We start from the raw sequence: 22,751 nt of genomic DNA, 5'->3' as shown, positions 1-22,751 counted from the left end.
GAGTTCCATGAGCGGACCGGTCTTCACCCCGACACGCACGAGCGAGGCGCCCACCGGCGGGACACGAGCGTGAGAGTACGCCGAGCAGCTGATCCGCGGGCGCCACGCGACCCGCGCCTTCCGTCCCGACCCGGTGCCCCAGGACACTCTGCGCGGGATCTTCTCCCTGGCCGGCGCCGCGCCGTCCAACTCCAACGCACAGCCGTGGCGGGTGGAGGTGGTCGGCGGCGCACGGCGAGACCGTCTGGCCGACGCCCTGCGAACGGCCCACGCCGAGCGACGCGTCACGGCCGACTATCCGTACTCCGAGGACATGTACACCCCCGTCCACCAGGAGCGGCGGGCCGCCTTCGGCGCCGATCTGTACGGAGCGCTGGGCATCGGCCCCGAGGACCACACGGCCCGCGCGGCCTACGACGCGGAGAGCCTGGGCTTCTACGGGGCGCCCCATGCCGCGTTCCTGTTCGTCACCGGCGACGGCGGGCCGCGACTGGCCGCCGACGCCGGCGCCTACCTGCAGACGCTGCTGCTGGCCATGACCGCCTACGGCGTGGCCAGTTGCCCGCAGGGCCTGCTCAGCTTCTACTCCGACGCCGTCCGCGACCAGCTCGGAGTGGACGAGGGGAAGCTGCTCGTGGGGATCTCCTTCGGCTACGCCGACGAGAACGCGCCGGTGAACCGGGTCGTGACCGGCCGGGCGGCTCTGGAGGCAACCACCACGTTCCACATCTAGAGCCGGTCGCGACCATGCTGGTCACAGCCACTCGTCGAGGACTGCGACCAGCACGGTCGCCTCGTATCGGACGGCGGGTTCGTCGTATCCCCCCCTCGCGGGTACGAGCGGTGCGCGCGGGATCCAGAGGCTTGGTCGGCACGAACCCTGTCCGGCGTGGTGCGCGGGCGTCCGGGACCGGTGCGAGGCAGGCGGATGCGTCCGAGGACGGGTGGGAGCTGAGGGCTGTCGTGGCGGTGGTCCGCAGTGATCAGCAGGGACAGTGGCTTGTGCCCCTGGTCGGTCGCGGGAGCGTCCGAGCCCGTGGTCGTCCGGCTCGGTGTCGACCCCGCCGGGCGGCTCGCTTCCGTATGCCGTCGCGCTGCCAGCGGCGGGACAGGTCATAGACCCGGCCCCACGGGCCGTACCGCTCGGGGACGTCCCGCCAAGGCGCGCCCGCCCGGGTCCGCCACATCCCGTCGATCAACTGCCGACGTGTTCACGTCCGCGGCCGCCCCGGCCTCCTCCCCGCCGGCAGCAGCGGCTCCAGTCCAGCCCACTGCCAGTCCGTCAAGTCCCCTCGCACCACACCATGATCACGACAGCTCAGAATCCACTTTTACGACAGGCCCAATAGCGGTGACGATCAGCGGGTGGCGCCCTCCGGCCACAGGACCCGCACCGGGATGCCGCTTCGCCGCGCGTACGAGACCACGTCCCCGGTACCGCCGAAGCCCCGGGCCGGCTTGCCGTCCCACACCGCGAGGAGGTCGTCGGACAGTCCCACGAGGACCTCCGAGCCCACCATGTGCGCCTCGGACGTCGACTCGTCCATGCCGGTCTCGTGGACATCGGCTGCCTGCCCCAGCAGAGCGTCATAGGTGGCGTGGTGCCACTCCGGGAGCGCGTCTCGGTACCCGGTCGCCGGAATGACCACCTCAAGACGGCCACCATGCTTCACCACGGCTTCGGCGAACCAGGCGTCAGGACCGTCCGCGAGGCACGAAACGCCGACCAGATCAGCGGCGTCGTAGGCACTCACCGCTTCGTCGAGCATTTCCCGCACGCGCCTCTCCACCTCCGCGCCGAGTCCGCGATGACCAGTGATTCCCACCCGCATGCCTGTCCTCCTAGAGATATGCACCGTGCAGGCGCTCGTCGAAGTCGCGCACCACCTTGGGCGGCGCGTTGGCCGTGAGGGTCCGGCGCAGGGCGCGGGCCCGTTCCACGATGCGCCCGGATTTGTACGTCAGCCCGGTCTCGAGTGCCCGCCGAGCGAGGGCGAACGCCGACTCCACACGTCCGCCGGCCAGGTGTCCGGCGGCGATGTCGATCACCAGGAGGGCACGCTGCTTCGCGTGGCCGGTGGCCAGGGCTGCCACATCGTCCGACAGCACCCAGTCAGCCAGACCGAGCCGCGCCCCACAGGTCACGCGGCACGCGGTCACCTTCTCCGGGCCGAACGCGAACACCCAGGGCCAGGGCGGCGGCTCCTCGGGCAGCGCCTCGGCTGCTGCGCGGCTCGCGGTCAGCGCCCTGTCGGCCGAGCGGCGGTCGCCGTCGGCGGCATGGGCGAGGGCTTCCACGGACAGCAACCAGGCCTCCGCGACCGGCGGCCGACGGTCCCCGAGCACTCGCCGGGCCCGTCTGGCCAGGTTCAGGGCCTCGGTACCGTTTCCCGCGTGCGCCTCGAACTGGGCCAGGCTCCCGGTCTGGTAGGCCGCCAGGAGCGGGTCCCCGGACGATCGGGCCGCCTTGACCGCCGAGCCGTACCAGACACGCGCGGAACCGTTGTCGCCCATATCCCATGCCAGCCAGCCAGCCAGGCTCGCGGCCTCGCTGCCAACCGCCGCAAGCCGGTTGCGATCGCCGTCGCCCGCCGCCGTGCCGCTGACGCTCTGGATCAGCCGCATGTGTGACCTCACGGCCTCGGAGAGATCGCGGGACGGTGTCGAACCGTCGAGCCTCCGGTACGCCGATGTCGACAGCCGCAGCGCGGCGGCCTGGCCGCTCCCCGGACCGGTCTCGGCGGGCAATGCAGCCAGTGCCGGCGTCGCCGCTGTCGCCGCGACGCCGCCCAGGAATTGTCGTCGGTCCACGTCATCATCACCGTTCGCCTGCCCCTGTGGGCGACTGTCCGCGAGCCCCACCAACGCCGGTGGAAAGCCCAGGTGTGCGCACGCCGCTGCCAGGACGTCCGTGCTGTACGTACGCGCGCCGCGCTTCTCCAACCGGGAGACGGCCGACTGCGAAAGACCGATCGCCCCACCCAGTTGCGCTTGGGTCATGCGCTGGTCCTGCCGGACAAGTTCAATGACCTTGCCGTAGTCCCCGGTCCGGGACGCCTCTCGGACCGCTGCTGCCTGCCACTTCACGGCACACCCCCCACGTTACGAGTCCCCACGGCACCGTGCGCCTGTCCGTACCCGCTCAGCTCATATCTGTATGCGGGTGCCGCATCTGTGATGGTCCCACAGCACTGAGTAATCATTGACTGGTCATCAGGACAGCAACGAGCCCCACACCACGGGCCGTTCTGGACTCGGCGACCGTCCCTCGCCCCTTTGAGGAACAGCCGACACGTCCCCCAGCCGCCCGACCGTGAGGCCCCCGATGACCAGCATGACGGCAAGACGATCAGCAACCGCCGTCCCCCAACTGCACGCTCACGGGACCGGGTATCCGGGCTATGACGTGTGTCTCGTCCGCCTGCCGCAAAGCGCGGCCGTGGCACGCCTGGCAGCGCGGACCACGATGAAGTGTTGGGGGCTGTCCGAGGACCTGACGGCGGACGCCGAACTGATCGCTTGCGAGCTGGTAACCAACGCGATCCGGCATTCGGGCAGCCGCAACGTACAGGAGCCCGGTCACTGCCGTCTGACACTGGAGCGCCCGGCCTCGGACGCGGTCCGGATCGAGGTATCCGACGGTTCCATGACCCGTCCAGCGAAGCGCGAGCCGGGCGAGGACGAACCCAATGGCCGTGGCCTGATCCTTGTGGCGGCCCTCGCCGCCGACTGGGGCGTGACCCACCGCCCGGGCGGCAAGACCGTCTGGGCCCTGCTGAGAGCCCAACCGTGAGCGGGGGATCCAGCGCGCGCCCGGAGTCACCCAGGCCTCCCGGCCCGACCGTCGGCTTCCCCGCCCTCCTGTCGTAACCAGCGGACGAATCACCCGCCATGGCACCAACTGCCGCACCTCTGGTGGCCCTGGCGGAGCGAAGTCCTACCTCCGCCCGCACATCGGGCGGGACGGCACAACATCACTCGACACGACCATCGGAGGGCATCCCATGACCATCCCGATCCTGTCGGCCTCGTCTCCGCCCGCCACGGACTGGACGGCGCTGCGGAACTTCGCCGCCCTGCGCGGGCAGTTCCGGGTCTCCCTGACCCCGCTGTGCAACGAGGCATGCTGGTTCTGTCACAACGAAGGAGACGTACCACCGCCGCACACCCGAATGCACAGCAAGGACCGCCCGCGCCCTGGAGAGCTGACGGCCGCCGACTACCTCACAGTGCTCCGTGACGTGATCGCCGCCGGGCTGAAGCGCGTCTACTTCACCGGTGGTGAACCACTCCTCTCCCCGCTCGCCAGGCCCGTCCTCACGGAACTTCCCGACGCGGGCGCCGACGGTTCCTACACGCTGATCACGAACGGCAGCCTCGTCCGCCGCAATGCGGCATGGCTCTCCACCACCCGCCTGGACAAGGTGAAGATCTCCCTGCACTACTTTTCGGACGACAGTCTGTACGAGATCGCGGGCGTGCGGTTCGGCATCAACCAGATCCTCGACGGCATCGACGCGGCCCGGGAACTGTTCGAGCGCGTAGAGCTGAACACGCTGCTCCAGCGCGAGAACGCACACGAGATCCTGCCCATCCTCGACTACGCCCTGAAACGACGGCTCCCGGTGCAGTTCATCGAGCTGGTGGACACCGACTTCAACGAGGCCCACCGTGACTCCGCCGTCACCGCTGACGGACTCATCCAGCACCTCCGCAGCCTCACCACTGACGAGCGTACCGAGATCGCGGGAGTCGGCCAGGGCCGCCGCGTCTTCCGCGTCGACGGCGTAGAGATCGACATCATCCAACGGATCCTGGGGCGCCACCACGTCGGGCAGTGCGGCACCTGCCCCGTCAAGCCGCGATGCGTCGAGGGGTTCTGGTCGCTGCGCATGGACCACGCCGGCGGAGTACAGCCGTGCCTCCTACGTGATGACCTGCGTCTGGACCTCCGGCTCCTCCTCGCCAACCAGGCCTCCACCGCTACGGCGATCGCCCGCCACCTGTCCGCTTTCACCGAGGGCACCCTGTGAGCCCCCTGTACGGCGCCTACACGCCCGGCGTCCCCGCCCGTGGAAACGGCCCGTTCATCGTTCTGGAAGGGATCTCCGGCATCGGGAAATCCACCCTCGCCCGCCTTCTCGCGGAGCGGCTGAACGCCGGAACCCTGCACACCGTGCCCGACTTCTACATGCCGTGGGCGCCGGTCATGAACGCGAACACTCGCGCCCTGCCACAGCTCGCGTTCTATCTGTCCGGGGTCCTCCACGCCTCCGACGTCGTCCGGAGCCATCTGGAACGCGGGGCCGTCGTCTCCGACCGCTATGTGTCGTCGGTGCTCGCCTACCACTCCGCCGTCCACGAACTCGAGATGGCTCAAGTCGCGGAGCTCCTTGCCCCGTTCCGCCCATACCTTCCTGCCCCTGACCTCACGTTCTATCTACGGTGCACAAACCGAACACTCCGCACCCGAATGGCGGGCAAGAAGGACTACAACCAGGACGACCACGACATGATCACGGTCCCCGGACGCCTGGAACGCCTCCGCTCGAACTTCGACAAAGCAGCAGCAGACGACACCACGGCCGTCATCATCGATACAGACGACCGCACACCCGGCGAACTCGCCGACACCATCACCGACCACCTGACAGAACTGAGCACATGACCAACACTCCGGACCTTCAGGACGCGTCCGTCATCGTCGCGCTCGACGAGGGCGGACGCGTCGCCGTCCTCAGCTCCCGCAACGCTCAGCACGGAGGGATGTTCCTCCCAGGAGGCAGACGGGACCCCGGCGAGAAGCCCGAGCAGTGTGCCCGCCGCGAGCTTCGGGAAGAAGCGGGTGTCACCGCCGCGAAGTGGCGTCACCTCGGCACCTATGCCATCACCCTCGGAAGCGCCGCTCGGATCTCCCTCTACCTGGCCGAAGAGCTCACCCTCGGTCCTCAGGAACTCAACGACAGCGAAGAGGATTTCAAGCTCACCTGGTGGCCCCTGGCCGACGCAGTCACCGCAGCCACCGAAGGCCGCTTCCTCCTGCCCGCCGGTCCCCTCGCGCTCCTGCTCGCCGACCGGTTGTTCACGGACAGGGACTGATCCGCCACCGACGCGCGTACTGACGTCCGGGCCGGGCTACTCCGCCGCGAAATCCCCCGCGGCGACCCGCAGCGGTCTGAGCATCGCGAAGATCTCGCCGCACTCCTCGGCGTCGTACGCGCCCAGGCCGAAGTCCATCGCCATGAGGTCGCGGGTGGCCGCCTCGACCACCTCACGGCCCTTGTCGGTGATGGTGGCGAGCGTGCCGCGGCCGTCGTTGGGGTTGGGGCGCTTGTCCACCAGGCCCGACCTCACCAGCCGGTCGACGGTGTTGGTGACGGAGGTGGGATGCACCATGAGGCGCTCGCCGATCTTGGACATCGGCAGCTCGCCCGACTTGGAGAAGGTGAGCAGCACCAGCGCCTCGTAGCGCGCGAAGGTCAGCCCGTACGGCTTGACCACCGCGTCGACCTCGGCCAGCAGGATCTGGTGCGCCCGCATGATGGAGGTGATGGCGGACATGGAGGGCACGCCGCCCCAGCGCTGCTTCCAGAGTTCGTCGGCACGGGCGATGGGATCGAAGGAGAGACTGAGGGGCTTCGGCACGGCATCAGACCCTACCGGCCGGCCATATCCCGGTCAGCCCCGTCTCGCCCTTCGATACCACCGATCGCGGCGGGGGGCCAACCGATGAGGCGTCGCGGTGCCGTTCCGTCACGGAGTGTGTGAGCGTCACCGCAGGACATAGCTCCCCGCCCCGAGAACGGTGCGCAGGCGGCCCTCCTCGCGCAGTGCGACGACAGCCTTCTGGACCGTCGACTGGGTCACGCCGTACTCCGCCGCGAGCGTGACCGTGCCGGGGAATCGCTCACCGGGCTGCCACTCGCCGGCGTCCAGGCGTCGACGAAGGTCGGCGGCCACCTGGGGCCAAACGGGAACGGCGCGATCAAGGTTCATGCCTCCAGCGTCCGCGTGATTGCGTACGTGTGCTACCGCGTAACCGCGAAACCGCGTAAGGTCGGCCGAGCGAAGACCCCGGCGACCGCGCGAACGGCCCCGGGGCGTGGCCGACGCTACGAAGGAGCGACGACATGCACGACACTACCCAGCTTCGACGCCTGCCCTGGCGGGAGGACGATCGATCCGTGTTCGTCTCGCCGGGCGACGGGATCGTCAACCGGCTGGCCGACATCCTGGAGGAGGAGCTGATCGAAACCGCACAGACCGACGCCGCCCGAGCGCGGGGTCTGGCCGACGACGTGGAGGCAACGACGCCGGAGTTGCGGGCCGCCCTGCGCTTCGTCGCACACTCCGTGGATGACGCGGCCCTGGTCGCGACCTTGCGTGGTGAGCGGCTCGGACTGGAGAGCCCGGAGCCGTCGGACTGACAGGCCGCCCGCCGGTTGCCGCCCGGGGAGGCGGACGGGCTCGGCCAGTAGCAGCGGCGGTGGGCGGACACGCGAAGGGACCCAGTGGATCTGCCGGGGCACTTCGGAGCCACTGGGTCCGGGTGAGCATCACCCGCCGCGTAGGGCTACTCCGCGAGGTGCCGCTCCACCGTGACGACCTTCGAGGTGAGGCCGTCGGTCACGCCGGGGCGGATGTCCGCCTTGAGGACCAGGGAGACGCGCGGGGCCCGTGCCTCGACGGCGGCGACGGCGCGCCGGACGACGTCCATGACCTCGTCCCACTCGCCCTCGACCGACGTGAACATCGCGTCGGTGCGGTTCGGCAGGCCCGACTCGCGGACCACCCGGACGGCGTCGGCGACGTACTCCCCCACGTCCTCGCCGACGCCGAGCGGCGTGACGGAGAAGGCGACGATCACGCTCCCACGACACCTTCCTGGCGGGCGCGGGAGGCGATGACCGCGCTCTCGGCCTCACGCTTGAGCCTGCGGTCGGCGAAGAAGCCGCCGGTCGGCAGGACCGACATGACGAAGTAGAAGGCGGCGGTGCCCAGCGACCACTTGGCGCGGTTCCAGGCGTCCGCCCAGAAGAGCACGTAGACGACGAAGAGGAAGCCGTGGACCGCGCCCATCACGGGCACCGCGTTGAAGTCGGTGGTCCGCTTCAGGACGGAGCAGACCATCAGCAGCAGGAACGAGATCGCCTCGGGGCCGGAGACCAGGCGGAGGCGGCGGAGGGCGGAGGCGGTCTTGAGGTCCACGGGTCACCTTCGGTGGGAGAGGTATCGATACGTCGGGCACCGCCGGGACGGCGGTTTGTGAACGTGCGCACAAGCGCGCGTCCATTGTGGCAAACCCCCGACGCGCCCGGGTGAGGGGGGCGGCGACACCGAATTCCGGGGAGGCGATCGACGGGTATCCGCCCGTGAGATCTGTCGGCGGGCCCACCCGGCACGCTAGCGTCACATTTGTGGCGATGTTCCGACTTCAAGACAGCAAGGTACTCGCCGTCGACATGACCGGGGACGCCGTGAAGGCGAAGAACGGCTCGATGGTCGCGTACGACGGGGAGATGGCCTTCAAGAAGCTGAGCGGCGGCGGTGAGGGGATCCGGGGGATGGTGACCCGGCGGATCACCGGCGAGCAGATGACGGTGATGGAGGTGAAGGGGCACGGGACCTGCTGGTTCGCGGACCGGGCCTCGGAGATCAGCCTCGTGGGTCTCCAGGGCGACACGCTGTACGTCGAGTCCAGCAACTTCCTGGCGGCCGACGCCGGGCTGCGGACCGGCACCAGTTTCACGGGAACGCGCGGCGCCTCCCAGGGCAACGGGCTGTTCACCACGACCGTGGAGGGGCACGGACAGGTGGCGATCATGTCGGACGGGCCGGCGGTGGTGCTGCGGGTCGGCGCGCAGTACCCGCTGACCGTCGACCCGGGCGCGTACGTCGCGCACCAGGGGAATCTGCGGCAGTCCTTCCAGTCGGGCGTGACCTTCCGCACGCTGTTCGGGGAGGGCGGCGGGGAGGCCTTCCAGATCCGCTTCGAGGGCGACGGCCTGGTGTACGTGCAGCCCAGCGAGCGGAACACGATCGCGGGGGAAGTGTGAGATGGCCTTCCGGGAGATCAATTCCAAGATGGTGCAGGCGACCGTGGCGCCCGGGCAGCGGCTGTTCAGTCAGCGCGGCGCGATGCTCGCCTACCAGGGCGAGGTGTCCTTCACCCCCAACCTGCGGGGCGGCCAGGGCGGCGTCATGTCGATGATCGGCCGCCGGGTGGCGAACGAGGACACGCCGCTGATGACCGTCGAGGGCAGCGGCACCGTGCTCTTCGGGCACGGCGGCCACCATGTCCAGGTGGTCGGCCTCGCCGGCGACACCCTGTACGTCGAGGCGGACCGCCTCCTCGCCTTCGAGGGCACCTTGGAGCAGGGCACGGTGTTCCTGGGCTCGCAGGGCGGGGTCATGGGCATGGTGCGCGGCCAGGTCAGCGGGCAGGGGCTGTTCACGACCACCCTCAGGGGTCACGGTTCGGTGGCGGTGATGGCCCACGGGGGCGTCTTCGAGATCCCGATCACGCCGCAGCGCCCGGTGCGCGTCGACCCGCAGGCGTACGTCGCCCACCACGGCGACGTACGCAACAAGCTGTCCACGGCGATGGGCTGGCGGGACATGGTGGGGCGCGGCTCCGGCGAGGCGTTCCAGCTGGAGCTCAGCGGCAGCGGCACGGTGTACGTCCAGGCGTCCGAGGAGAAGCTGTGAGCACCGTTCACCACGACCCGGCGACGCTGCCGGCCGATGACAGCGTCAACGCGTACACCTTCTGTGTGGAGCTCAAGGGGAGCCAGTGGTTCCTGCAGAAGGGAAAGATGATCGCCTACTACGGGACGATCGAGTTCAACGGGATCGGGCACGGGCGGCTGGACCGTCTGGTGCGGACGTCCTTCCATTCGCCTCTGCACGCGAGCGACTGGGTCGTGGCGGAGGGTTCGGGCAAGATGCTCCTCGCCGACCGGGCCTTCGACGTGAATTCGTACGACCTGGAAGACGGCAACCTGACCATTCACTCAGGCAACTTGCTTGCTTTTCAGCCAAGTCTCGCTCTCAAGCAGTCGATCGTGCCGGGCTTCCTCACACTGATCGGAACCGGGAAGTTCGTGGCGGCGTCCAACGGTCCGGTGGTGTTCATGGAACCCCCGATCCGGGTCGACCCGCAGGCCCTGGTCGGCTGGGCCGACTGCCCGTCTCCGTGCCATCACTACGACCACGGGTACATGACCGGCCTGCTGGGCGGTCTACGTGCGATGACGGGGCTCGGCGGGGCCTCCGACGAGGAGCACCAGTTCGAGTTCGTGGGAGCGGGAACGGTGCTGCTGCAGTCGAGCGAGGCGCTGATGGCGGAGCAGGCCACGGGGGCCACTCCACAGCAGGCGGGGGTGCCCGGAGGCGGGGCGTCCGGGGCGCCGGGAGGCCGGCCGGGGGTACCGGGGCTTCCCGGACAGCTGGGGGACCTCCAGCGCCGCTTCGGGCTGTGAGCGGTAATCTGCGGAGTGTGACATCGAACGCGTGCGCACCGTCACCGTCACGGACAACCCGTCGCTAGTTCACCTTTCAACATTTTAGGTAGACTTCATTCATGGAGACCGAGACGGCCACCCGCTGGCTGACCGATACGGAGCAGTGTGCCTGGCGCACCCACCTGGAGGTCAACAGGCTGTTGACGCACCAGCTCGAGAAGGACCTGCAGCCGTTCGGCCTGACAATGAACGACTACGAGATCCTGGTGAACCTCTCCGAGTCGGAGGGCGACAGGATGCGGATGAGCGACCTGGCCACCGCCACGATGCAGTCCAAGAGCCGCCTCTCCCACCAGGTCACCCGCATGGAGAACGCGGACCTGGTCCGGCGGGAGAACTGCGAGTCCGACCGCCGAGGGCTCTACGCCGTCCTCACCGAGCACGGTCTGGAGACGATGCGGAAGGTCGCGCCGCACCATGTGGCGTCCGTCCGCAGGCACTTCATGGACCTGCTGGCGCCCGAGACCCTGACGGAACTCGACAAGGCGCTCAAGCCGATCGCGGAGCATCTGCGCGGGCAGCGGGGACGTCCCTGACCGCACGTCCCTGATCGCGCGCCCCTGACCGCACGTCCCCGGCCACGTCGCTGTTTCACGTCACCGGGGGCGTGAAGGTCCGCGCAGTCGGCAGGCGGAGCTCGAAGAGGGCGCCGCCTGCCGGTGCCTCGTGGACGGTGAGCGTGCCACCGTGCCGTACGGCGACGTCGCGCGCGATGGCCAGCCCCAGCCCGGCGCCGCCGTCGTCTCGGCTGCGGGCGGCGTCCAGGCGTACGAACCTCTCGAAGATCCGCTCCCGGTCGCCCGTCGGCACTCCCTCCCCGTCGTCGGCCACCGCGACCACGGCCGCGTCGCCGTCCCGTCGTACGGACACCTCCACCGCCGAGCGGGCGTGCCGCTGCGCGTTGTCGAGCAGATTGCCCAGCACCCGCCCCAGCTGCCCCCGCGACCCGGCCACCTGCACCACGCCCTCGCCTTCGCCCTCGCCCGCGCCTTCGCCTTCGTCTTCGCCCCGCACGGTCACTCCGGTCCGGCCCTCGGCCGCCTCCCGCGCGAGCGCTCCGAGGTCGACCCGGGCGTCCGCGGGCCGCTCCCCCGCGTCCAGCCTGGCCAGCAGCAGCAGGTCGGCGGCGAGCCGTTGCAGCCGTACGGTGTCCTCCACGGCGCCCTCCAGGTCGAGCAGCTCCGGGTGGGCCGCGGCCACCTCCAGCTGAGTGCGCAGTGAGGCGATCGGGCTGCGCAGTTCGTGCGAGGCGTCGGCGACGAAGCGCCGCTGCCGCTCCACCGAGGCCTCCAGGGCGGTCAGCGTCCGGTTGGTGGTCGAGGCGAGCCTGGCCACCTCGTCGTGCGTGCCCGGCACCGGGACGCGGCGCGCGAGGTCCTCGCTGGCGGTGATGGCGGCCATCTCGCGGCGGATGCCCGCCACGGGGCGCAGGGCGCGCCCGGTGACCAGCCAGGTCACCCACCCGACGACCGCGAGCAGCAGGGGGAAACCGATCAGCATGACGGTCAGCGCGGTGTTCACGGCGCCGTGTTCGGCGGACAGCGGGGCACCGGCGTAGACGGTGAGCTGGTCACCGTCCCGGGTCTCCACGGGTACGGCGGCGAAGCGGTAGTCCTGCGTGTCGCCGTCGATCGTCGCCGAACCGTCGCTGACGGTGGTCCGCTCGCCGATCTCACCGGGCTCCAGCACATCGCCGGCGTCGTCATCGTCGTCGTCGGAGTCGCCGCCGCCGTCGTCGTCATCGTCGCCGTCGCCGCCGCCGTCGCCGGTTGGGGTGGGGGTGGGTGTCGGCTGCGGCTGCACCGCGTCGACGCCGGTGCCGCTGATCCGCTCCAGGTCCTCACTGGCGGCGACGAGCGCGCCCTCTTCGTCGACGATCTGCACCGGACGGTCGTCCACGTCCAGGGACAGCTCGGTGTACCGCGTCCCGACGGACAGCTCGGCGGCGACCTCCCGCGCGGAGCGTTCCGCCTGGGTCCCGGCCTCGCCGAGCAGGTTGGAACGCAGGGACAGCAGGACGGCGGTGCCGGCCGCGACGAGGGCGACGGCGACCACGAGGGTGGCGCCGAGCGTGGCCCGGGCCCGGACCGAGCCGAAGAGCCGGCTCATCGCTCGCCCTCCAGCCGGTAGCCGGCGCCGCGCACGGTGCGGATGAGACCGGCGCGCAGCTTGCGCCGCAGAGCGCTGACGTACACCTCGACGATGTTGGGGTCGCCGTCGTAGGCGAAGTCCCAGACGTGTTCCAGGATCTCCGCCTTGGACACGACCTGCCCGGCCCGCACCACGAGCTCCTCCAGGACGGCGAACTCCTTCGCGGTCAGGGTCACCTCGCGCTCGCCCAGGAAGACCCGGCGGGCGGCGGTGTCGACCTTCAGGTCGCCGTGGACGTGCACGGGCGATGCCCCGGCGCCCTGCGTCCGCCGACGCAGCAGGGCCTTCACGCGGGCGACGAGGACGACGTACGAGAAGGGCTTGGTGAGGTAGTCGTCCGCGCCCGTGTCCAGGCCCTCGGCCTCGTCGTACTCGCCGTCCTTCGCGGTGAGCATCAGGATCGGCACGTCGTGTCCGGCGGCGCGCAGGGCGGCGCAGACCCGGTAGCCGTTGAGGCCGGGCAGCATGATGTCGAGGATGACGAGGTCGTACGTGCCCTCGCCGGCCCGGTGCAGGCCTTCCCGGCCGTCGTGGACGACGTCCACGGCGTAGCCCTCGGCGGTGAGGCCCTTGGCGAGCGACACGGCGAGACGCTTCTCGTCCTCCACGATCAACAGGCGCATGCCTAAAGAGTCGCAAACCGAAGCTGAAGATCCCTTCAGGCGACTTCAGCTTCGCCTCAGCGTCGGTCGGTGACAGTGAAGGTGTCGAAAACGAAGCGACCCTGTACGACTCGGGAGGAAATCGAATGAAGCGCAACATCGTGATCGCCGCCGTCACCGCCGCCGCACTGATCGGAGGCGGTACGGCGACGGCTCTGGCCACCACGGACGACGACGACTCGGGTACGACGACACGCCAGACGGACGTGCGCGGCGCCTCGGACGACGACGCGGGCGACGACGCGGGCGACGACGCGAACGATCGGGCGGATGACGACGCCGACGACCGCGACGAGCACGGCCGCGACGAGCACGGCCGCGACGACCACGGTGCGCGCGCTTCCTCCGCGAAGGTGACGGCCGCCGACGCCATCGCCGCCGCCCTGGAGAAGGCCCCCGGCACCGCCGTCTCCGCCGAACTGGACGACGAGGACGACGACGACGGCGACGGCGACGGCGACGGCGACGGCGACGGCGACGGCGACGAGCGCAGGGTCTGGGAGGTCGACGTCCTCGCCGGTGACGGCACCTGGCACAGCGTGTGGATCGACCCGGCAAACGGCAAGGTCCTCGGCTCGGAGACGGACGACGAGGACGACACCGACGAGGTGCGGGCCGCGCTGAAGGGCACGTCCGTGGACGCCGCCGAGGCTGCGAAGGCCGCCGCCGGCCACGGCACCGTGACCTCCGTGGAGCTGGACGACGACGGGTACTACGGCGACGGCAAGGTGGCCTGGGAGGCCGAGACCCGCTCCTCCGGCGAGGCTGAGCAGGACTGGCGCGTCGACCCGGAGACCGGAAAGGTCACGGCCGATCGCTCACACCACTCGGACTCGGACGATTCGGACTCCGACGACTCCGACGACTCCGACGACTCCGACGACTCTGACGACTCCGGCTCGGACGACGACTGAGCGGCCCCCGCCGCACGAAGGACCGACCCGCGGCGGCGCCCCGGCACCAGCGCCGCCGCCACGGCGACCACGCCGGACACCGCGAAGCACGCCGGCAGCGGCAGCCGCTCCACCAGCAGGCCCACCGCCGCGGCGCCGGCGGAACCCCCGGCGTTCACAGCCGTGTTGCACCAGGCTCCCGCCCGGATCCGGAAGCCGGGCGCCGCGCTCTCCTCGGCGATCAGGTACGCCGTCGTCAGCGCCGGTGCCACGAACAGGCCCGCGCAGGCGACGGCCACGACGAGCGTACCGACGCCGGACGCGAGACCCGCGGCGACCAGGCAGAGGCCGAGACCGGCCGAGAGGAACGGCAGCCGGGCGCGGGCGGACGAGCTCCAGGCGATGGCGCCGTTGAGCAGCCCGCCGACCGCGCTGCCCGCCGACAGCGCCGCGAGCGCCCAGGCGACGGTGGAACCGCCGAGGCCGCGCTGACCCGCGAAGGCGACGACGAGCAGGTCGACGGCGCTCACCGAGATGCCGACGCCCGCGGCGACGACGACGGGTTGCAGCAGGGCACGTCCCTGGCCCGCCCCCGTACCCCCGACCGGTGCGGAGCTGTCCTTGGCACGCTCCGCCGGACGCAGCACGCCCGCCGCCGGTGACGTGACGAAGGCGAGGGTGCCCACCACCACGAGCAGCGCGCTGAGTACGACGCCGAAGGTCGGCGGGGCGAACCCGATCATCACACCGACCAGGAGCGGGCCGGAGACGAAGAGCAGCTCCTCGGCGACGCCGACCAGGCTGTAGGCGCGCCGCAACATGTCCCGGTCGGGCAGCAGTTCGGCCCACACCGCGCGCATCGTGGGCCCGAGCGGGGGCGTGCAGGCACCCGCGAACGCGGCGGTCACCGCGAGGACGGTCGCGGGCGTGCCCGGCTGCGCGCAGACCGCCGCCAGCGCGCAGAGCAGGGCGCCGTAGAGCACGGCCATGGGGAGCAGGGCCTTGCGCGGGCCGTGCCGGTCGACGAGGGCCGCGCGGTAGGGGGAGAGGAAGACGCTCGTCGCGCCGAAGGCCGCCATGACCGTGCCGGCCACGGCGTACGACCCGGTGGACCGGGTCAGGGAGAGCATCAGGGCGAGGGAGACCGTGCCGTACGACAGCCGACCGACGAGGGCGGCGACGAAGGTACGGCGGGCATGGGGGACGCGGAGGACGGCGGCGTACGAGGGCCGCGGGGCATGCGTGGACACGGAAGGTTCCTCAGAGGAAGGCAACGAGGGGACGCCGAAGCGCGCGACGGCCGGGTGCGGCGGTCGCGCGCGGGGGCGGGCCCTAGGCCAAGAGGAGGAACATGCGGGTCAACATACCGGCGCGGCGCTGCGGCCGCACGGGCTTTTCCGGCCTCGTCGTCAGCCGCTCGTCGTCAGCCCCGCAACGAGTTCGTCCGCCGCGCGGTACGGGTCCAGTTCGCCCGCGACGATGCGTTCCGCCAGTGCGCCGAGGCGGCGGTCGCCGTGGAGGTCGCCGATGCGTTCGCGCAGGGTGGTGACGGCGATGGTCTCGACCTCGCGGGCGGCGCGGGCCCGGCGGCGTTCGGCCAGGACGTCCCGTTCGTCCATCCACGCGCGGTGCTTCTCCAGGGCCTCGACGACCTCGTCGACGCCCTCGCCGCGCGCGGCGACCGTCTTGACGATGGGCGGGCGCCAGTCGCCGGGGCCGCGGGCCTCACCGAGGCCCAGCATGTGGTTCAGCTCACGGGCGGTCGCGTCGGCGCCGTCGCGGTCGGCCTTGTTGACGACGTAGACGTCGCCGATCTCCAGGATTCCGGCCTTGGCCGCCTGGATGCCGTCGCCCATGCCCGGGGCGAGGAGGACGACGGAGGTGTCGGCCTGGGAGGCGATCTCGACCTCCGACTGGCCCACGCCGACCGTCTCGACGAGGATCACGTCGCAGCCGGCCGCGTCGAGGACGCGGATGGCCTGGGGCGCGGACCAGGCGAGGCCGCCGAGGTGGCCGCGGGTCGCCATCGAGCGGATGTAGACGCCCGGGTCGGACGCGTGCTCCGACATCCGGACGCGGTCGCCGAGCAGGGCGCCGCCGGAGAAGGGGGAGGACGGGTCGACGGCGAGGACGCCGACCCGCTTGCCCTGCTCGCGGTACGCCGTCACCAGCGCCGAGGTGGAGGTGGACTTGCCGACGCCCGGGGAGCCGGTCAGACCGACCACATAGGCCCCGCCGGTCAGCGGCGCGAGGGCCGCCATGACCTCCCTGAGCTGCGGGGACGCCCCCTCTACCAGGGAGATCAACCGGGCCACGGCCCGCGGCCGGCCTTCCCTGGCCTGGGCAACCAGCGAGGAGACGTCCTGCATCACAGCTCCGTTCAGTGGGAGGTCGTAACCCGGTCGGTGAAAGTCGTGATCCGGCAGAGCGGCGTCAGGCCTTCGGTACCCGCACGATCAGCGCGTCGCCCTGGCCGCCGCCGCCGCACAGCGCCGCCGCGCCGACGCCGCCGCCGCGCCGCTTCAGCTCCAGCGCCAGGTGCAGCACGAGCCGGGCGCCGGACATGCCGATGGGGTGGCCCAGGGCGATGGCGCCGCCGTTGACGTTCACCTTTTCGGTGGAGACGCCGAGGTCCTTCATTGACTGCACGGCGACGGCCGCGAACGCCTCGTTGATCTCGATCAGGTCGAGGTCGCCGACCTCCAGTCCCTCCTTCTTGAGGGCGTGCCGGATGGCGTTGGACGGCTGCGACTGCAAAGAGTTGTCCGGGCCGGCCACGTTGCCGTGGGCGCCGATCTCCGCGATCCACTCCAGGCCGAGCTCCTCGGCCTTGGCCCGGCTCATGACGACCACGGCCGCCGCGCCGTCGGAGATCTGCGAGGAGGAGCCCGCGGTGATCGTGCCGTCCTTCGTGAAGGCCGGGCGCAGCCTGCCGAGCGACTCGGCGGTGGTGTCGCCGCGGATGCCCTCGTCCTTACTGAACAGCACCGGGTCGCCCTTGCGCTGCGGGATCTCGACCGGGGTGATCTCGGCCTCGTAGACGCCGTTCTTCTGGGCGGCGGCCGCGCGCTGGTGGGAGAGGGCGGCGATCTCGTCCTGGGCGTCGCGGGCGATGCCGAGACGGGTGTTGTGCTTCTCGGTGGACTCGCCCATGGCGATGTCCTCGAAGGCGTCGGTCAGGCCGTCGTGGGCCATGGCGTCGATCATCTGGACGGCGCCGTACTTGTAGCCCTCGCGGGACTTCGGCAGCAGGTGCGGGGCGTTGGTCAAGGACTCCTGGCCGCCCGCGACGACCACGTCGAATTCACCGGCGCGAATGAGCTGGTCGGCGAGCGCGATGGCGTCGAGGCCGGACAGGCACACCTTGTTGACCGTGAGCGCCGGGACGTTCATGGGGATGCCGGCCTTGACGGCGGCCTGGCGGGCCGGGATCTGCCCCGCGCCGGCCTGGAGCACCTGGCCCATGATCACGTACTGGACCTGGTCGCCGCCGATCCCCGCACGGTCGAGGGCGGCCTTGATCGCGAAGCCGCCGAGGTCGGCCCCGGAGAAGGACTTCAGCGAGCCGAGCAGCCGCCCCATCGGAGTGCGGGCACCCGCGACGATGACGGAGGTCGTGCCGTTCGTTCCAGAGGTTTCGGGTGTTCCAGAGGTTTCGGGGGTTTCGGGTGTTCCAGAAGTTCCAGAAGACATGAGCTGCGATCCCCTTTTCCGGCCCGCACAGGCCGAGGAGTGAACGAGGGTTTACTCGAATGTACTGAGCGGTATCCCGCCCGTCACCCGGCGGTCGGTGTGATCGCGCGCACGTTGCGTAACCACCTCCGGAGCGCTGCAATCAATTCATGCTGACGCGAATCGACCACATCGGAATCGCCTGCCACGACCTCGACGCGACCGTCGAGTTCTACCGTGCCACTTACGGCTTCGAGGTGTTCCACACCGAGGTCAACGACGAGCAGGGCGTGCGTGAGGCCATGCTCAAGATCAACGATACGTCGGACGGCGGCGCCTCGTACCTCCAGCTCCTGGAGCCGGTCCGGGAGGACTCCGCGGTGGGGAAGTGGCTGGCCAAGAACGGCGAGGGCGTCCACCACATCGCGTTCGGCACGGCGGACGTGGACGCGGACGCCGCGGACATCCGGGGCAAGGGTGTACGCGTTCTGTACGAGGAGCCGCGGCGCGGTTCCATGGGGTCGCGGATCACCTTCCTGCACCCCAAGGACTGCCATGGCGTACTGACAGAACTGGTCACTTCGGCGGCCGTTGAGTCACCTGAGCACTGACTCCCGTACATAAGGGCCGGTAGGGTTGGGTGCGGTCGCCGCTCAGTCCAGGGTGACCCGGTCCTGTCGTCTGGGGTGGCGGGACCGCCGGGGTCGTGTTTCGGGGGGCGAACGCCGGGGCAGAAGCGCATGCTCCGCCGTTGATCTGACACCATTCCCCGGGGGCCCCGCCCGGCGGACGGACGGAGCTCGTTCGGGAAGATTTGCGACCAGGGGACGGATGGGACCGCGCAGTGCGGGGCTACGAGAGCCAGGAGCGAGAGCCGGCGGCTGACGTCGACCACCTCTCTCGGTTCGAGGCCGAGATGAAGCGGCTGAAGACCGAGCGGGAAAAGGCGATCCAGCACGCCGATGACCTCGGCTACCAGGTCGAGGTGCTGCGCGCCAAGTTGCACGAGGCGCGGCGCACCATCATGTCCCGGCCCGCCTTCGACGGCGGCGACATCGGGTACCAGGCCGAGCAGCTGCTCCGCAACGCGCAGACGCAGGCCGAGCAGCTGCGCGCGGACGCCGAGCGGGAGCTGAGCCAGGCGCGGGCGCAGACCCAGCGCATCCTCCAGGAGCACGCCGAGCAGGCCGCCCGGCTCCAGTCCGAGCTGCATCAGGAGGCGGTGACCCGGCGCCAGCAGCTGGACCAGGAGCTGGCCGAGCGCCGACAGACCGTCGAGTCGCACGTCAACGAGAACGTGGCCTGGGCCGAGCAGCTGCGCGCCCGCACCGAGCAGCAGGCCCGCCGGCTGCTCGACGAGTCCCGTGCCGAGGCCGAGCAGGCCATGGCCGCGGCCCGCGCGGAGGCGGAGCGGCTGACCGCCGAGGCCCGGCAGCGGCTGCGCACCGACGCCGAGAGCGCGCGCGGCGAGGCCGAGCAGATCCTGCGCCGGGCCCGTGCCGACGCCGAGCGGCTGCTGAACGCGGCCTCCGAGCAGGCGCAGGAGGCCACCGACCACGCCGAGCAGCTGCGCAGCTCCACCGCCACCGAGTCGGAGGCCACCCGCCGCCAGGTCCAGGAGCTCAGCCGGACCGCCGAGCAGCGCATGACCGAGGCCGAGGAGGCACTGCGCAAGGCGCAGGCCGAGGCCGACAAGGTGCTCACCGAGGCCAGGGAGTCCGCGGCCAAGGCGCTCTCGAGTGCCGAGCAGACCAACGAGCAGCGCACCCGTACCGCCAAGGAGCAGGTCGCCCGGCTGGTCGGCGAGGCCACCAAGGACGCCGAGTCGACGAAGTCCGAGGCCGAGCAGCTGGTCGCGGACGCCCGCGCCGAGGCCGAGAGGATCGTCGCCGAGGCCGCCGAGAAGGCCCGCACGATCACCGCCGAGGAGTCGGCCACCCAGCTGTCCAAGGCGGCGAAGACCGCGGAGGACGTGCTGAACAAGGCGTCCGAGGACGCCAAGCGGACCACGAAGGCCGCCACCGAGGAGGCCGAGCGGATCCGCACCGAGGCCGAGGCCGAGGCGGACCGGCTGCGCGCCGAGGCGCACGACATCGCCGCCGAGCTCAAGGGCGCGGCGAAGGACGACACCAAGGAGTACCGCGCCAAGACGGTCGAGCTCCAGGAGGAGGCGCGCCGGCTGCGCGGAGACGCCGAGCAGCTGCGCGCCGACGCCGTCGCCGAGGGCGAGAAGATCCGCGCCGAGGCCCGCAAGGAGGCCGTGGCGCAGATCGAGGAGGCGGCGAAGACCGCCGAGGAGCTGCTCGCCAAGGCCAAGGCGGACGCCGACGAGCTGCGGCAGACCGCGACGGTGGACAGCGAGAAGGTCCGCACCGAGGCCATCGAACGGGCGACGACCCTGCGCCGGCAGGCCGAGGAGACGCTGGAGCGCACCCGCGCCGAGGCCGAGCGGCACCGCGCGGAGGCCGCCGAGCGCGTGGAGGAGCTGCAGGCGGACGCCGAGCGGGCCGCCCGCGAGCTGCGCGAGGAGACCGAGCGCGCCGTCGAGGCCCGGCAGGCGGAGGCCGCCGGGGAGCTGACGCGGCTGCAGACCGAGGCCGAGGAGCGCCGCACGGCGGCCGAGCAGGCGCTGACCGAGGCCCGCGAGGAGGGCGAGCGGATCCGCCGCGAGGCCGCCGAGGAGAGCGAGCGGCTCCGCACCGAGGCCGCGGAGCGGGTCCGTACGCTCCAGCAGCAGGCCGAGACCGAGGCCGAGCGGCTGCGTACCGAGGCCGCCGCGGACGCCTCCGCCTCCCGCGCGGAGGGTGAGACCGTCGCCGTACGCCTGAGGTCCGAGGCGTCGAACGAGGCGGAGCGGCTGAAGTCGGAGGCGCAGGAGAGCGCCGACCGGGTGCGGGCGGAGGCGCAGACCGCCGCCGAGCGCATCGCCGCCGAGGCCTCCGAGACGCTGGCCGCCGCCCAGGAGGAGGCCGCCCGGCGCCGCCGCGAGGCCGAGGAGCTGCTCGGCGACGCCCGGCAGGAGGCGGACCAGGAGCGCGAGCGGGCCCGCGAGCGCAGCGAGGAGCTGCTGGCCTCGGCGCGCAACCGCGTGGAGGAGGCGCAGGCCGAGGCGACCCGGCTGGTCGAGGAGGCCGACCGGCGCGCGACCGAGATGGTGTCGGCCGCCGAGCAGCACGCGCAGCAGGTACGGGAGTCGGTCGCCGGTCTGCACGAGCAGGCCCAGGAGGAGATCACCGGACTGCGCAGCGCCGCCGAGCACGCGGCGGAGCGCGTCCGGCGCGAGGCCGAGGAGGAGGCGGACCGGGTCCGCGCCGACGCCTACGCGGAGCGGGAGCGGGCGAGCGAGGACGCCGGACGGCTGCGGCACGAGGCGCAGGAGGAGTCGGAGGCCGCCAAGGCGCTGGCCGAGCGGACGATGTCCGAGGCCATCGCGGAGGCCGACCGGATCCGCGCGGACGTCTCCGAGCACGCCCAGCGGGTGCGCACGGAGGCCTCCGACGCGATCGCCGAGGCCGAGCAGTCCGCGTCACGGACCCGGGCGGACGCCCGCGAGGACGCCAACCGCATCCGGTCCGACGCGGCGACGCAGGCGGACACCCTGATCACCGAGGCGCGCTCCGAGGCGGAGCGGCTCACGACGGAGACGGTGGCCGAGACCGACCGGCTCCGGACGGAGACGGTCACGGAGGCGGAGCGCGTCCGCACCGAGGCGGCGAACGAGGCCGAGCGGGTTCGCACGGAGGCGGCCGGCGAGGCGGAGCGGCTGCGCGCCGAGACGGTCGCCGAGACCGACCGGGTCCGGTCCGAGGCGAGCGCCCGGGCCGAGCAGCTGGTCTCGGACGCCACCGGGGAGGCGGAGCGACTGCGCGCCGAAGCCGCCGACACGGTCGGCTCCGCCCAGCAGCACGCCGAGCGCGTCCGCACCGAGGCGGAGCGCGTCCGGGCCGAGGCGGCGGCGGAGGCCGAACGGGTCACCACGGCCGCCCGCGAGGAGGCCGAGCGCACCCTCGACGAGGCCCGCAAGGACGCCAACAAGCGGCGCTCGGAGGCGGCCGAGCAGGTCGACACGCTCATCACGGAGACCGCGGCCGAGGCCGACAAGCTGCTCACCGAGGCCCAGCAGCAGGCCCAGAAGGCCACCGCGGACGCCGAGTCGCAGGCCGACACGATGGTCGGCGCGGCCCGCACGGAGGCCGATCGGATCGTCGCGGAGGCGACGGTCGAGGGCAACACCCGGGTGGAGAAGGCCCGTACGGACGCGGACGAGCTGCTGGTCGGGGCCCGCCGGGACGCGACCGCCATAAGGGAGCGCGCGGAGGAACTGCGCGAGCGACTCACGTCCGAGATCGAGGAGTTGCACGAGCGGGCCCGCCGCGAGGCCGCCGACACGATGAAGTCGGCCGGCGACCGCTGCGACGCGCTCGTCAAGGCCGCCGAGGAGCAGCTCGCCAAGGCGGAGGCGAAGGCCAAGGAGCTGGTGTCGGAGGCCAATTCCGAAGCCGGCAAGGTGCGTATCGCCGCCGTCAAGAAGGCGGAGGCGCTGCTCAAGGAGGCCGAGCAGAAGAAGGCGTCCCTGGTCCGGGAGGCCGAGGCGATCAGGGCCGAGGCGGTCGAGGAGGCCCGGCACACGGTCGACGAGGGCAAGCGCGAGCTGGAGACCCTGGTGCGGCGCCGCGAGGACATCAACACGGAGATCTCCCGGGTGCAGGACGTGCTGGAGGCGCTGGAGTCCTTCGAGGCGCCGACGGGTGGCGGCAAGGACAACGGGGTCAAGGCGGGGGCCACGGTCGGTGCCCCACGTTCGGGTGGCAAGTCGTCAGACGGCTAGCGCCGGGCGCGGATCCGGTGTT

At 71.5% G+C, this 22,751-nt stretch carries 24 protein-coding genes and 1 pseudogene; 13 read left to right on the top strand and 12 right to left on the bottom strand.

Features of this window, described 5'->3' with window-relative positions; all coding sequences use genetic code 11:
• Positions 1 to 88: 88 nt before the first annotated feature.
• The gene (locus ABEA26_RS13925; protein WP_345592411.1) at positions 89 to 733 is read left to right on the top strand and encodes a nitroreductase; all 645 of its coding nucleotides are present in this window, start codon (positions 89 to 91) and stop codon (positions 731 to 733) included.
• Positions 734 to 983: 250 nt separating this feature from the next.
• Here the strand turns inward: ABEA26_RS13925 and ABEA26_RS13920 are convergent, their stop codons facing one another.
• From ABEA26_RS13920 to ABEA26_RS13910, 3 genes are all read right to left on the bottom strand, one after another.
• Complete coding sequence (locus ABEA26_RS13920; RefSeq protein WP_425587834.1) at positions 984 to 1,199, bottom strand: transposase; 216 nt, start codon at positions 1,197 to 1,199, stop codon at positions 984 to 986.
• 159 nt (positions 1,200 to 1,358) lie between these two features.
• Positions 1,359 to 1,832, bottom strand: a complete 474-nt coding sequence (locus ABEA26_RS13915) for a hypothetical protein (RefSeq protein ID WP_345592400.1) — start codon at positions 1,830 to 1,832, stop codon at positions 1,359 to 1,361.
• A 10-nt stretch (positions 1,833 to 1,842) separates the two neighbouring features.
• Positions 1,843 to 3,087, bottom strand: coding sequence for a helix-turn-helix domain-containing protein (locus ABEA26_RS13910; RefSeq protein ID WP_486388972.1), 1,245 nt, complete (start codon positions 3,085 to 3,087; stop codon positions 1,843 to 1,845).
• 238 nt (positions 3,088 to 3,325) lie between these two features.
• On the opposite strand from ABEA26_RS13910, the gene ABEA26_RS13905 reads away from it, so the two are divergent.
• The 4 genes from ABEA26_RS13905 (at position 3,326) to ABEA26_RS13890 (ending at position 6,099) form a co-directional block, all read left to right on the top strand.
• Entirely contained in the window at positions 3,326 to 3,793 is a 468-nt protein-coding gene (locus ABEA26_RS13905) for an ATP-binding protein (protein WP_345592396.1), read from the top strand.
• 211 nt (positions 3,794 to 4,004) lie between these two features.
• Entirely contained in the window at positions 4,005 to 5,033 is a 1,029-nt protein-coding gene (locus ABEA26_RS13900; protein ID WP_345592394.1) for a radical SAM protein, read from the top strand.
• Positions 5,030 to 5,668 (top strand): dTMP kinase, encoded by a 639-nt coding sequence (locus ABEA26_RS13895; protein ID WP_345592392.1) that lies wholly within the window; start codon positions 5,030 to 5,032, stop codon positions 5,666 to 5,668. Before ABEA26_RS13900 ends, ABEA26_RS13895 begins: the two co-directional genes overlap by 4 nt.
• A complete protein-coding gene (locus ABEA26_RS13890) occupies positions 5,665 to 6,099 on the top strand; it encodes an NUDIX hydrolase (RefSeq protein ID WP_279561787.1) in 435 nt (144 codons plus the stop codon). Before ABEA26_RS13895 ends, ABEA26_RS13890 begins: the two co-directional genes overlap by 4 nt.
• A gap of 36 nt (positions 6,100 to 6,135) precedes the next feature.
• On the opposite strand, the gene ABEA26_RS13885 is transcribed toward ABEA26_RS13890, so the two are convergent.
• Together ABEA26_RS13885 and ABEA26_RS13880 are read right to left on the bottom strand one after the other, a co-directional pair.
• Positions 6,136 to 6,645: a MarR family winged helix-turn-helix transcriptional regulator gene (locus ABEA26_RS13885; RefSeq protein ID WP_279561786.1), complete on the bottom strand. Its 510-nt coding sequence runs from the start codon at positions 6,643 to 6,645 to the stop codon at positions 6,136 to 6,138.
• 126 nt (positions 6,646 to 6,771) lie between these two features.
• On the bottom strand, positions 6,772 to 6,996 hold the full coding sequence (locus tag ABEA26_RS13880; protein ID WP_345592389.1) for a GntR family transcriptional regulator: 225 nt from the start codon (positions 6,994 to 6,996) through the stop codon (positions 6,772 to 6,774).
• Between the two features lie 134 nt (positions 6,997 to 7,130).
• On the opposite strand from ABEA26_RS13880, the gene ABEA26_RS13875 reads away from it, so the two are divergent.
• On the top strand, positions 7,131 to 7,427 hold the full coding sequence (locus tag ABEA26_RS13875; RefSeq protein WP_345592387.1) for a sulfatase: 297 nt from the start codon (positions 7,131 to 7,133) through the stop codon (positions 7,425 to 7,427).
• Between the two features lie 146 nt (positions 7,428 to 7,573).
• On the opposite strand, the gene ABEA26_RS13870 is transcribed toward ABEA26_RS13875, so the two are convergent.
• Both ABEA26_RS13870 and ABEA26_RS13865 read right to left on the bottom strand, forming a co-directional pair.
• The gene (locus ABEA26_RS13870; RefSeq protein WP_345592385.1) at positions 7,574 to 7,867 is read right to left on the bottom strand and encodes an MTH1187 family thiamine-binding protein; all 294 of its coding nucleotides are present in this window, start codon (positions 7,865 to 7,867) and stop codon (positions 7,574 to 7,576) included.
• The gene (locus ABEA26_RS13865; protein ID WP_279561784.1) at positions 7,864 to 8,208 is read right to left on the bottom strand and encodes a DUF3817 domain-containing protein; all 345 of its coding nucleotides are present in this window, start codon (positions 8,206 to 8,208) and stop codon (positions 7,864 to 7,866) included. Before ABEA26_RS13865 ends, ABEA26_RS13870 begins: the two co-directional genes overlap by 4 nt.
• Before the next feature lie 215 nt (positions 8,209 to 8,423).
• On the opposite strand from ABEA26_RS13865, the gene ABEA26_RS13860 reads away from it, so the two are divergent.
• The 4 genes from ABEA26_RS13860 to ABEA26_RS13845 all read left to right on the top strand — a co-directional run bounded on the left by ABEA26_RS13860 (position 8,424) and on the right by ABEA26_RS13845 (position 11,059).
• Positions 8,424 to 9,056 (top strand): AIM24 family protein, encoded by a 633-nt coding sequence (locus tag ABEA26_RS13860; protein WP_345592383.1) that lies wholly within the window; start codon positions 8,424 to 8,426, stop codon positions 9,054 to 9,056.
• A 1-nt stretch (position 9,057) separates the two neighbouring features.
• A complete protein-coding gene (locus ABEA26_RS13855) occupies positions 9,058 to 9,708 on the top strand; it encodes an AIM24 family protein (RefSeq protein ID WP_345592381.1) in 651 nt (216 codons plus the stop codon).
• A complete protein-coding gene (locus ABEA26_RS13850) occupies positions 9,705 to 10,481 on the top strand; it encodes an AIM24 family protein (RefSeq protein WP_345592379.1) in 777 nt (258 codons plus the stop codon). Before ABEA26_RS13855 ends, ABEA26_RS13850 begins: the two co-directional genes overlap by 4 nt.
• Before the next feature lie 101 nt (positions 10,482 to 10,582).
• On the top strand, positions 10,583 to 11,059 hold the full coding sequence (locus ABEA26_RS13845; RefSeq protein ID WP_345592377.1) for a MarR family winged helix-turn-helix transcriptional regulator: 477 nt from the start codon (positions 10,583 to 10,585) through the stop codon (positions 11,057 to 11,059).
• A 55-nt stretch (positions 11,060 to 11,114) separates the two neighbouring features.
• Here ABEA26_RS13845 and ABEA26_RS13840 read toward each other — a convergent pair whose 3' ends face one another.
• Positions 11,115 to 12,632, bottom strand: a complete 1,518-nt coding sequence (locus ABEA26_RS13840) for a sensor histidine kinase (RefSeq protein ID WP_345592375.1) — start codon at positions 12,630 to 12,632, stop codon at positions 11,115 to 11,117.
• Positions 12,629 to 13,297, bottom strand: a complete 669-nt coding sequence (locus ABEA26_RS13835; protein ID WP_345592373.1) for a response regulator transcription factor — start codon at positions 13,295 to 13,297, stop codon at positions 12,629 to 12,631. The genes ABEA26_RS13840 and ABEA26_RS13835 overlap by 4 nt, the downstream gene beginning before the upstream one ends.
• 125 nt (positions 13,298 to 13,422) lie before the next feature.
• Between ABEA26_RS13835 and ABEA26_RS13830 the strand changes: the two genes are divergently transcribed.
• Positions 13,423 to 14,250: a PepSY domain-containing protein gene (locus ABEA26_RS13830; protein WP_345592371.1), complete on the top strand. Its 828-nt coding sequence runs from the start codon at positions 13,423 to 13,425 to the stop codon at positions 14,248 to 14,250.
• On the opposite strand, the pseudogene ABEA26_RS13825 reads toward ABEA26_RS13830, so the two are convergent.
• The 3 genes and pseudogenes from ABEA26_RS13825 to ABEA26_RS13815 form a co-directional block, all read right to left on the bottom strand.
• Positions 14,190 to 15,479 (bottom strand): annotated as a pseudogene (locus ABEA26_RS13825) (MFS transporter); the annotation flags it as partial. The gene ABEA26_RS13830 and the pseudogene ABEA26_RS13825 overlap by 61 nt on opposite strands.
• A gap of 159 nt (positions 15,480 to 15,638) precedes the next feature.
• Positions 15,639 to 16,598 carry a methylmalonyl Co-A mutase-associated GTPase MeaB gene (gene meaB / locus ABEA26_RS13820; RefSeq protein WP_345592369.1) on the bottom strand — a complete coding sequence of 320 codons (960 nt, stop codon included), beginning with the start codon at positions 16,596 to 16,598 and terminating at the stop codon, positions 15,639 to 15,641.
• Positions 16,599 to 16,662: 64 nt separating this feature from the next.
• Positions 16,663 to 17,922 (bottom strand): acetyl-CoA C-acetyltransferase, encoded by a 1,260-nt coding sequence (locus ABEA26_RS13815; protein WP_345592367.1) that lies wholly within the window; start codon positions 17,920 to 17,922, stop codon positions 16,663 to 16,665.
• Positions 17,923 to 18,071: 149 nt separating this feature from the next.
• Here ABEA26_RS13815 and mce point away from each other — a divergent pair, with 149 nt between their 5' ends.
• Together mce and scy are read left to right on the top strand one after the other, a co-directional pair.
• Positions 18,072 to 18,512: a methylmalonyl-CoA epimerase gene (mce, locus tag ABEA26_RS13810; protein ID WP_345592365.1), complete on the top strand. Its 441-nt coding sequence runs from the start codon at positions 18,072 to 18,074 to the stop codon at positions 18,510 to 18,512.
• 233 nt (positions 18,513 to 18,745) lie between these two features.
• Complete coding sequence (scy, locus tag ABEA26_RS13805) at positions 18,746 to 22,729, top strand: polarized growth protein Scy (RefSeq protein WP_345592364.1); 3,984 nt, start codon at positions 18,746 to 18,748, stop codon at positions 22,727 to 22,729.
• Positions 22,730 to 22,751 lie beyond the last annotated feature (22 nt).

The sequence above is a fragment of the Streptomyces marokkonensis genome, assembly GCF_039539045.1.
Classification (GTDB): domain Bacteria; phylum Actinomycetota; class Actinomycetes; order Streptomycetales; family Streptomycetaceae; genus Streptomyces; species Streptomyces marokkonensis.
This window is presented reverse-complemented; position numbering and strand designations above follow the sequence as displayed.

What these genes read in the sequence shown, in the direction of transcription:
- ABEA26_RS13915 (WP_345592400.1), bottom strand. Translation starts at nt 1,832, where the DNA reads ATGCGGGTGGGAATCACTGGTCATCGCGGACTCGGCGCGGAGGTGGAG.
- ABEA26_RS13905 (WP_345592396.1), top strand. Translation starts at nt 3,326, where the DNA reads ATGACCAGCATGACGGCAAGACGATCAGCAACCGCCGTCCCCCAACTG.
- ABEA26_RS13900 (WP_345592394.1), top strand. Translation starts at nt 4,005, where the DNA reads ATGACCATCCCGATCCTGTCGGCCTCGTCTCCGCCCGCCACGGACTGG.
- ABEA26_RS13890 (WP_279561787.1), top strand. Translation starts at nt 5,665, where the DNA reads ATGACCAACACTCCGGACCTTCAGGACGCGTCCGTCATCGTCGCGCTC.
- ABEA26_RS13880 (WP_345592389.1), bottom strand. Translation starts at nt 6,996, where the DNA reads ATGAACCTTGATCGCGCCGTTCCCGTTTGGCCCCAGGTGGCCGCCGAC.
- ABEA26_RS13875 (WP_345592387.1), top strand. Translation starts at nt 7,131, where the DNA reads ATGCACGACACTACCCAGCTTCGACGCCTGCCCTGGCGGGAGGACGAT.
- ABEA26_RS13860 (WP_345592383.1), top strand. Translation starts at nt 8,424, where the DNA reads ATGTTCCGACTTCAAGACAGCAAGGTACTCGCCGTCGACATGACCGGG.
- ABEA26_RS13855 (WP_345592381.1), top strand. Translation starts at nt 9,058, where the DNA reads ATGGCCTTCCGGGAGATCAATTCCAAGATGGTGCAGGCGACCGTGGCG.
- ABEA26_RS13845 (WP_345592377.1), top strand. Translation starts at nt 10,583, where the DNA reads ATGGAGACCGAGACGGCCACCCGCTGGCTGACCGATACGGAGCAGTGT.
- ABEA26_RS13840 (WP_345592375.1), bottom strand. Translation starts at nt 12,632, where the DNA reads ATGAGCCGGCTCTTCGGCTCGGTCCGGGCCCGGGCCACGCTCGGCGCC.
- ABEA26_RS13835 (WP_345592373.1), bottom strand. Translation starts at nt 13,297, where the DNA reads ATGCGCCTGTTGATCGTGGAGGACGAGAAGCGTCTCGCCGTGTCGCTC.
- ABEA26_RS13830 (WP_345592371.1), top strand. Translation starts at nt 13,423, where the DNA reads ATGAAGCGCAACATCGTGATCGCCGCCGTCACCGCCGCCGCACTGATC.
- meaB (WP_345592369.1), bottom strand. Translation starts at nt 16,598, where the DNA reads ATGCAGGACGTCTCCTCGCTGGTTGCCCAGGCCAGGGAAGGCCGGCCG.
- ABEA26_RS13815 (WP_345592367.1), bottom strand. Translation starts at nt 17,922, where the DNA reads ATGTCTTCTGGAACTTCTGGAACACCCGAAACCCCCGAAACCTCTGGA.
- mce (WP_345592365.1), top strand. Translation starts at nt 18,072, where the DNA reads ATGCTGACGCGAATCGACCACATCGGAATCGCCTGCCACGACCTCGAC.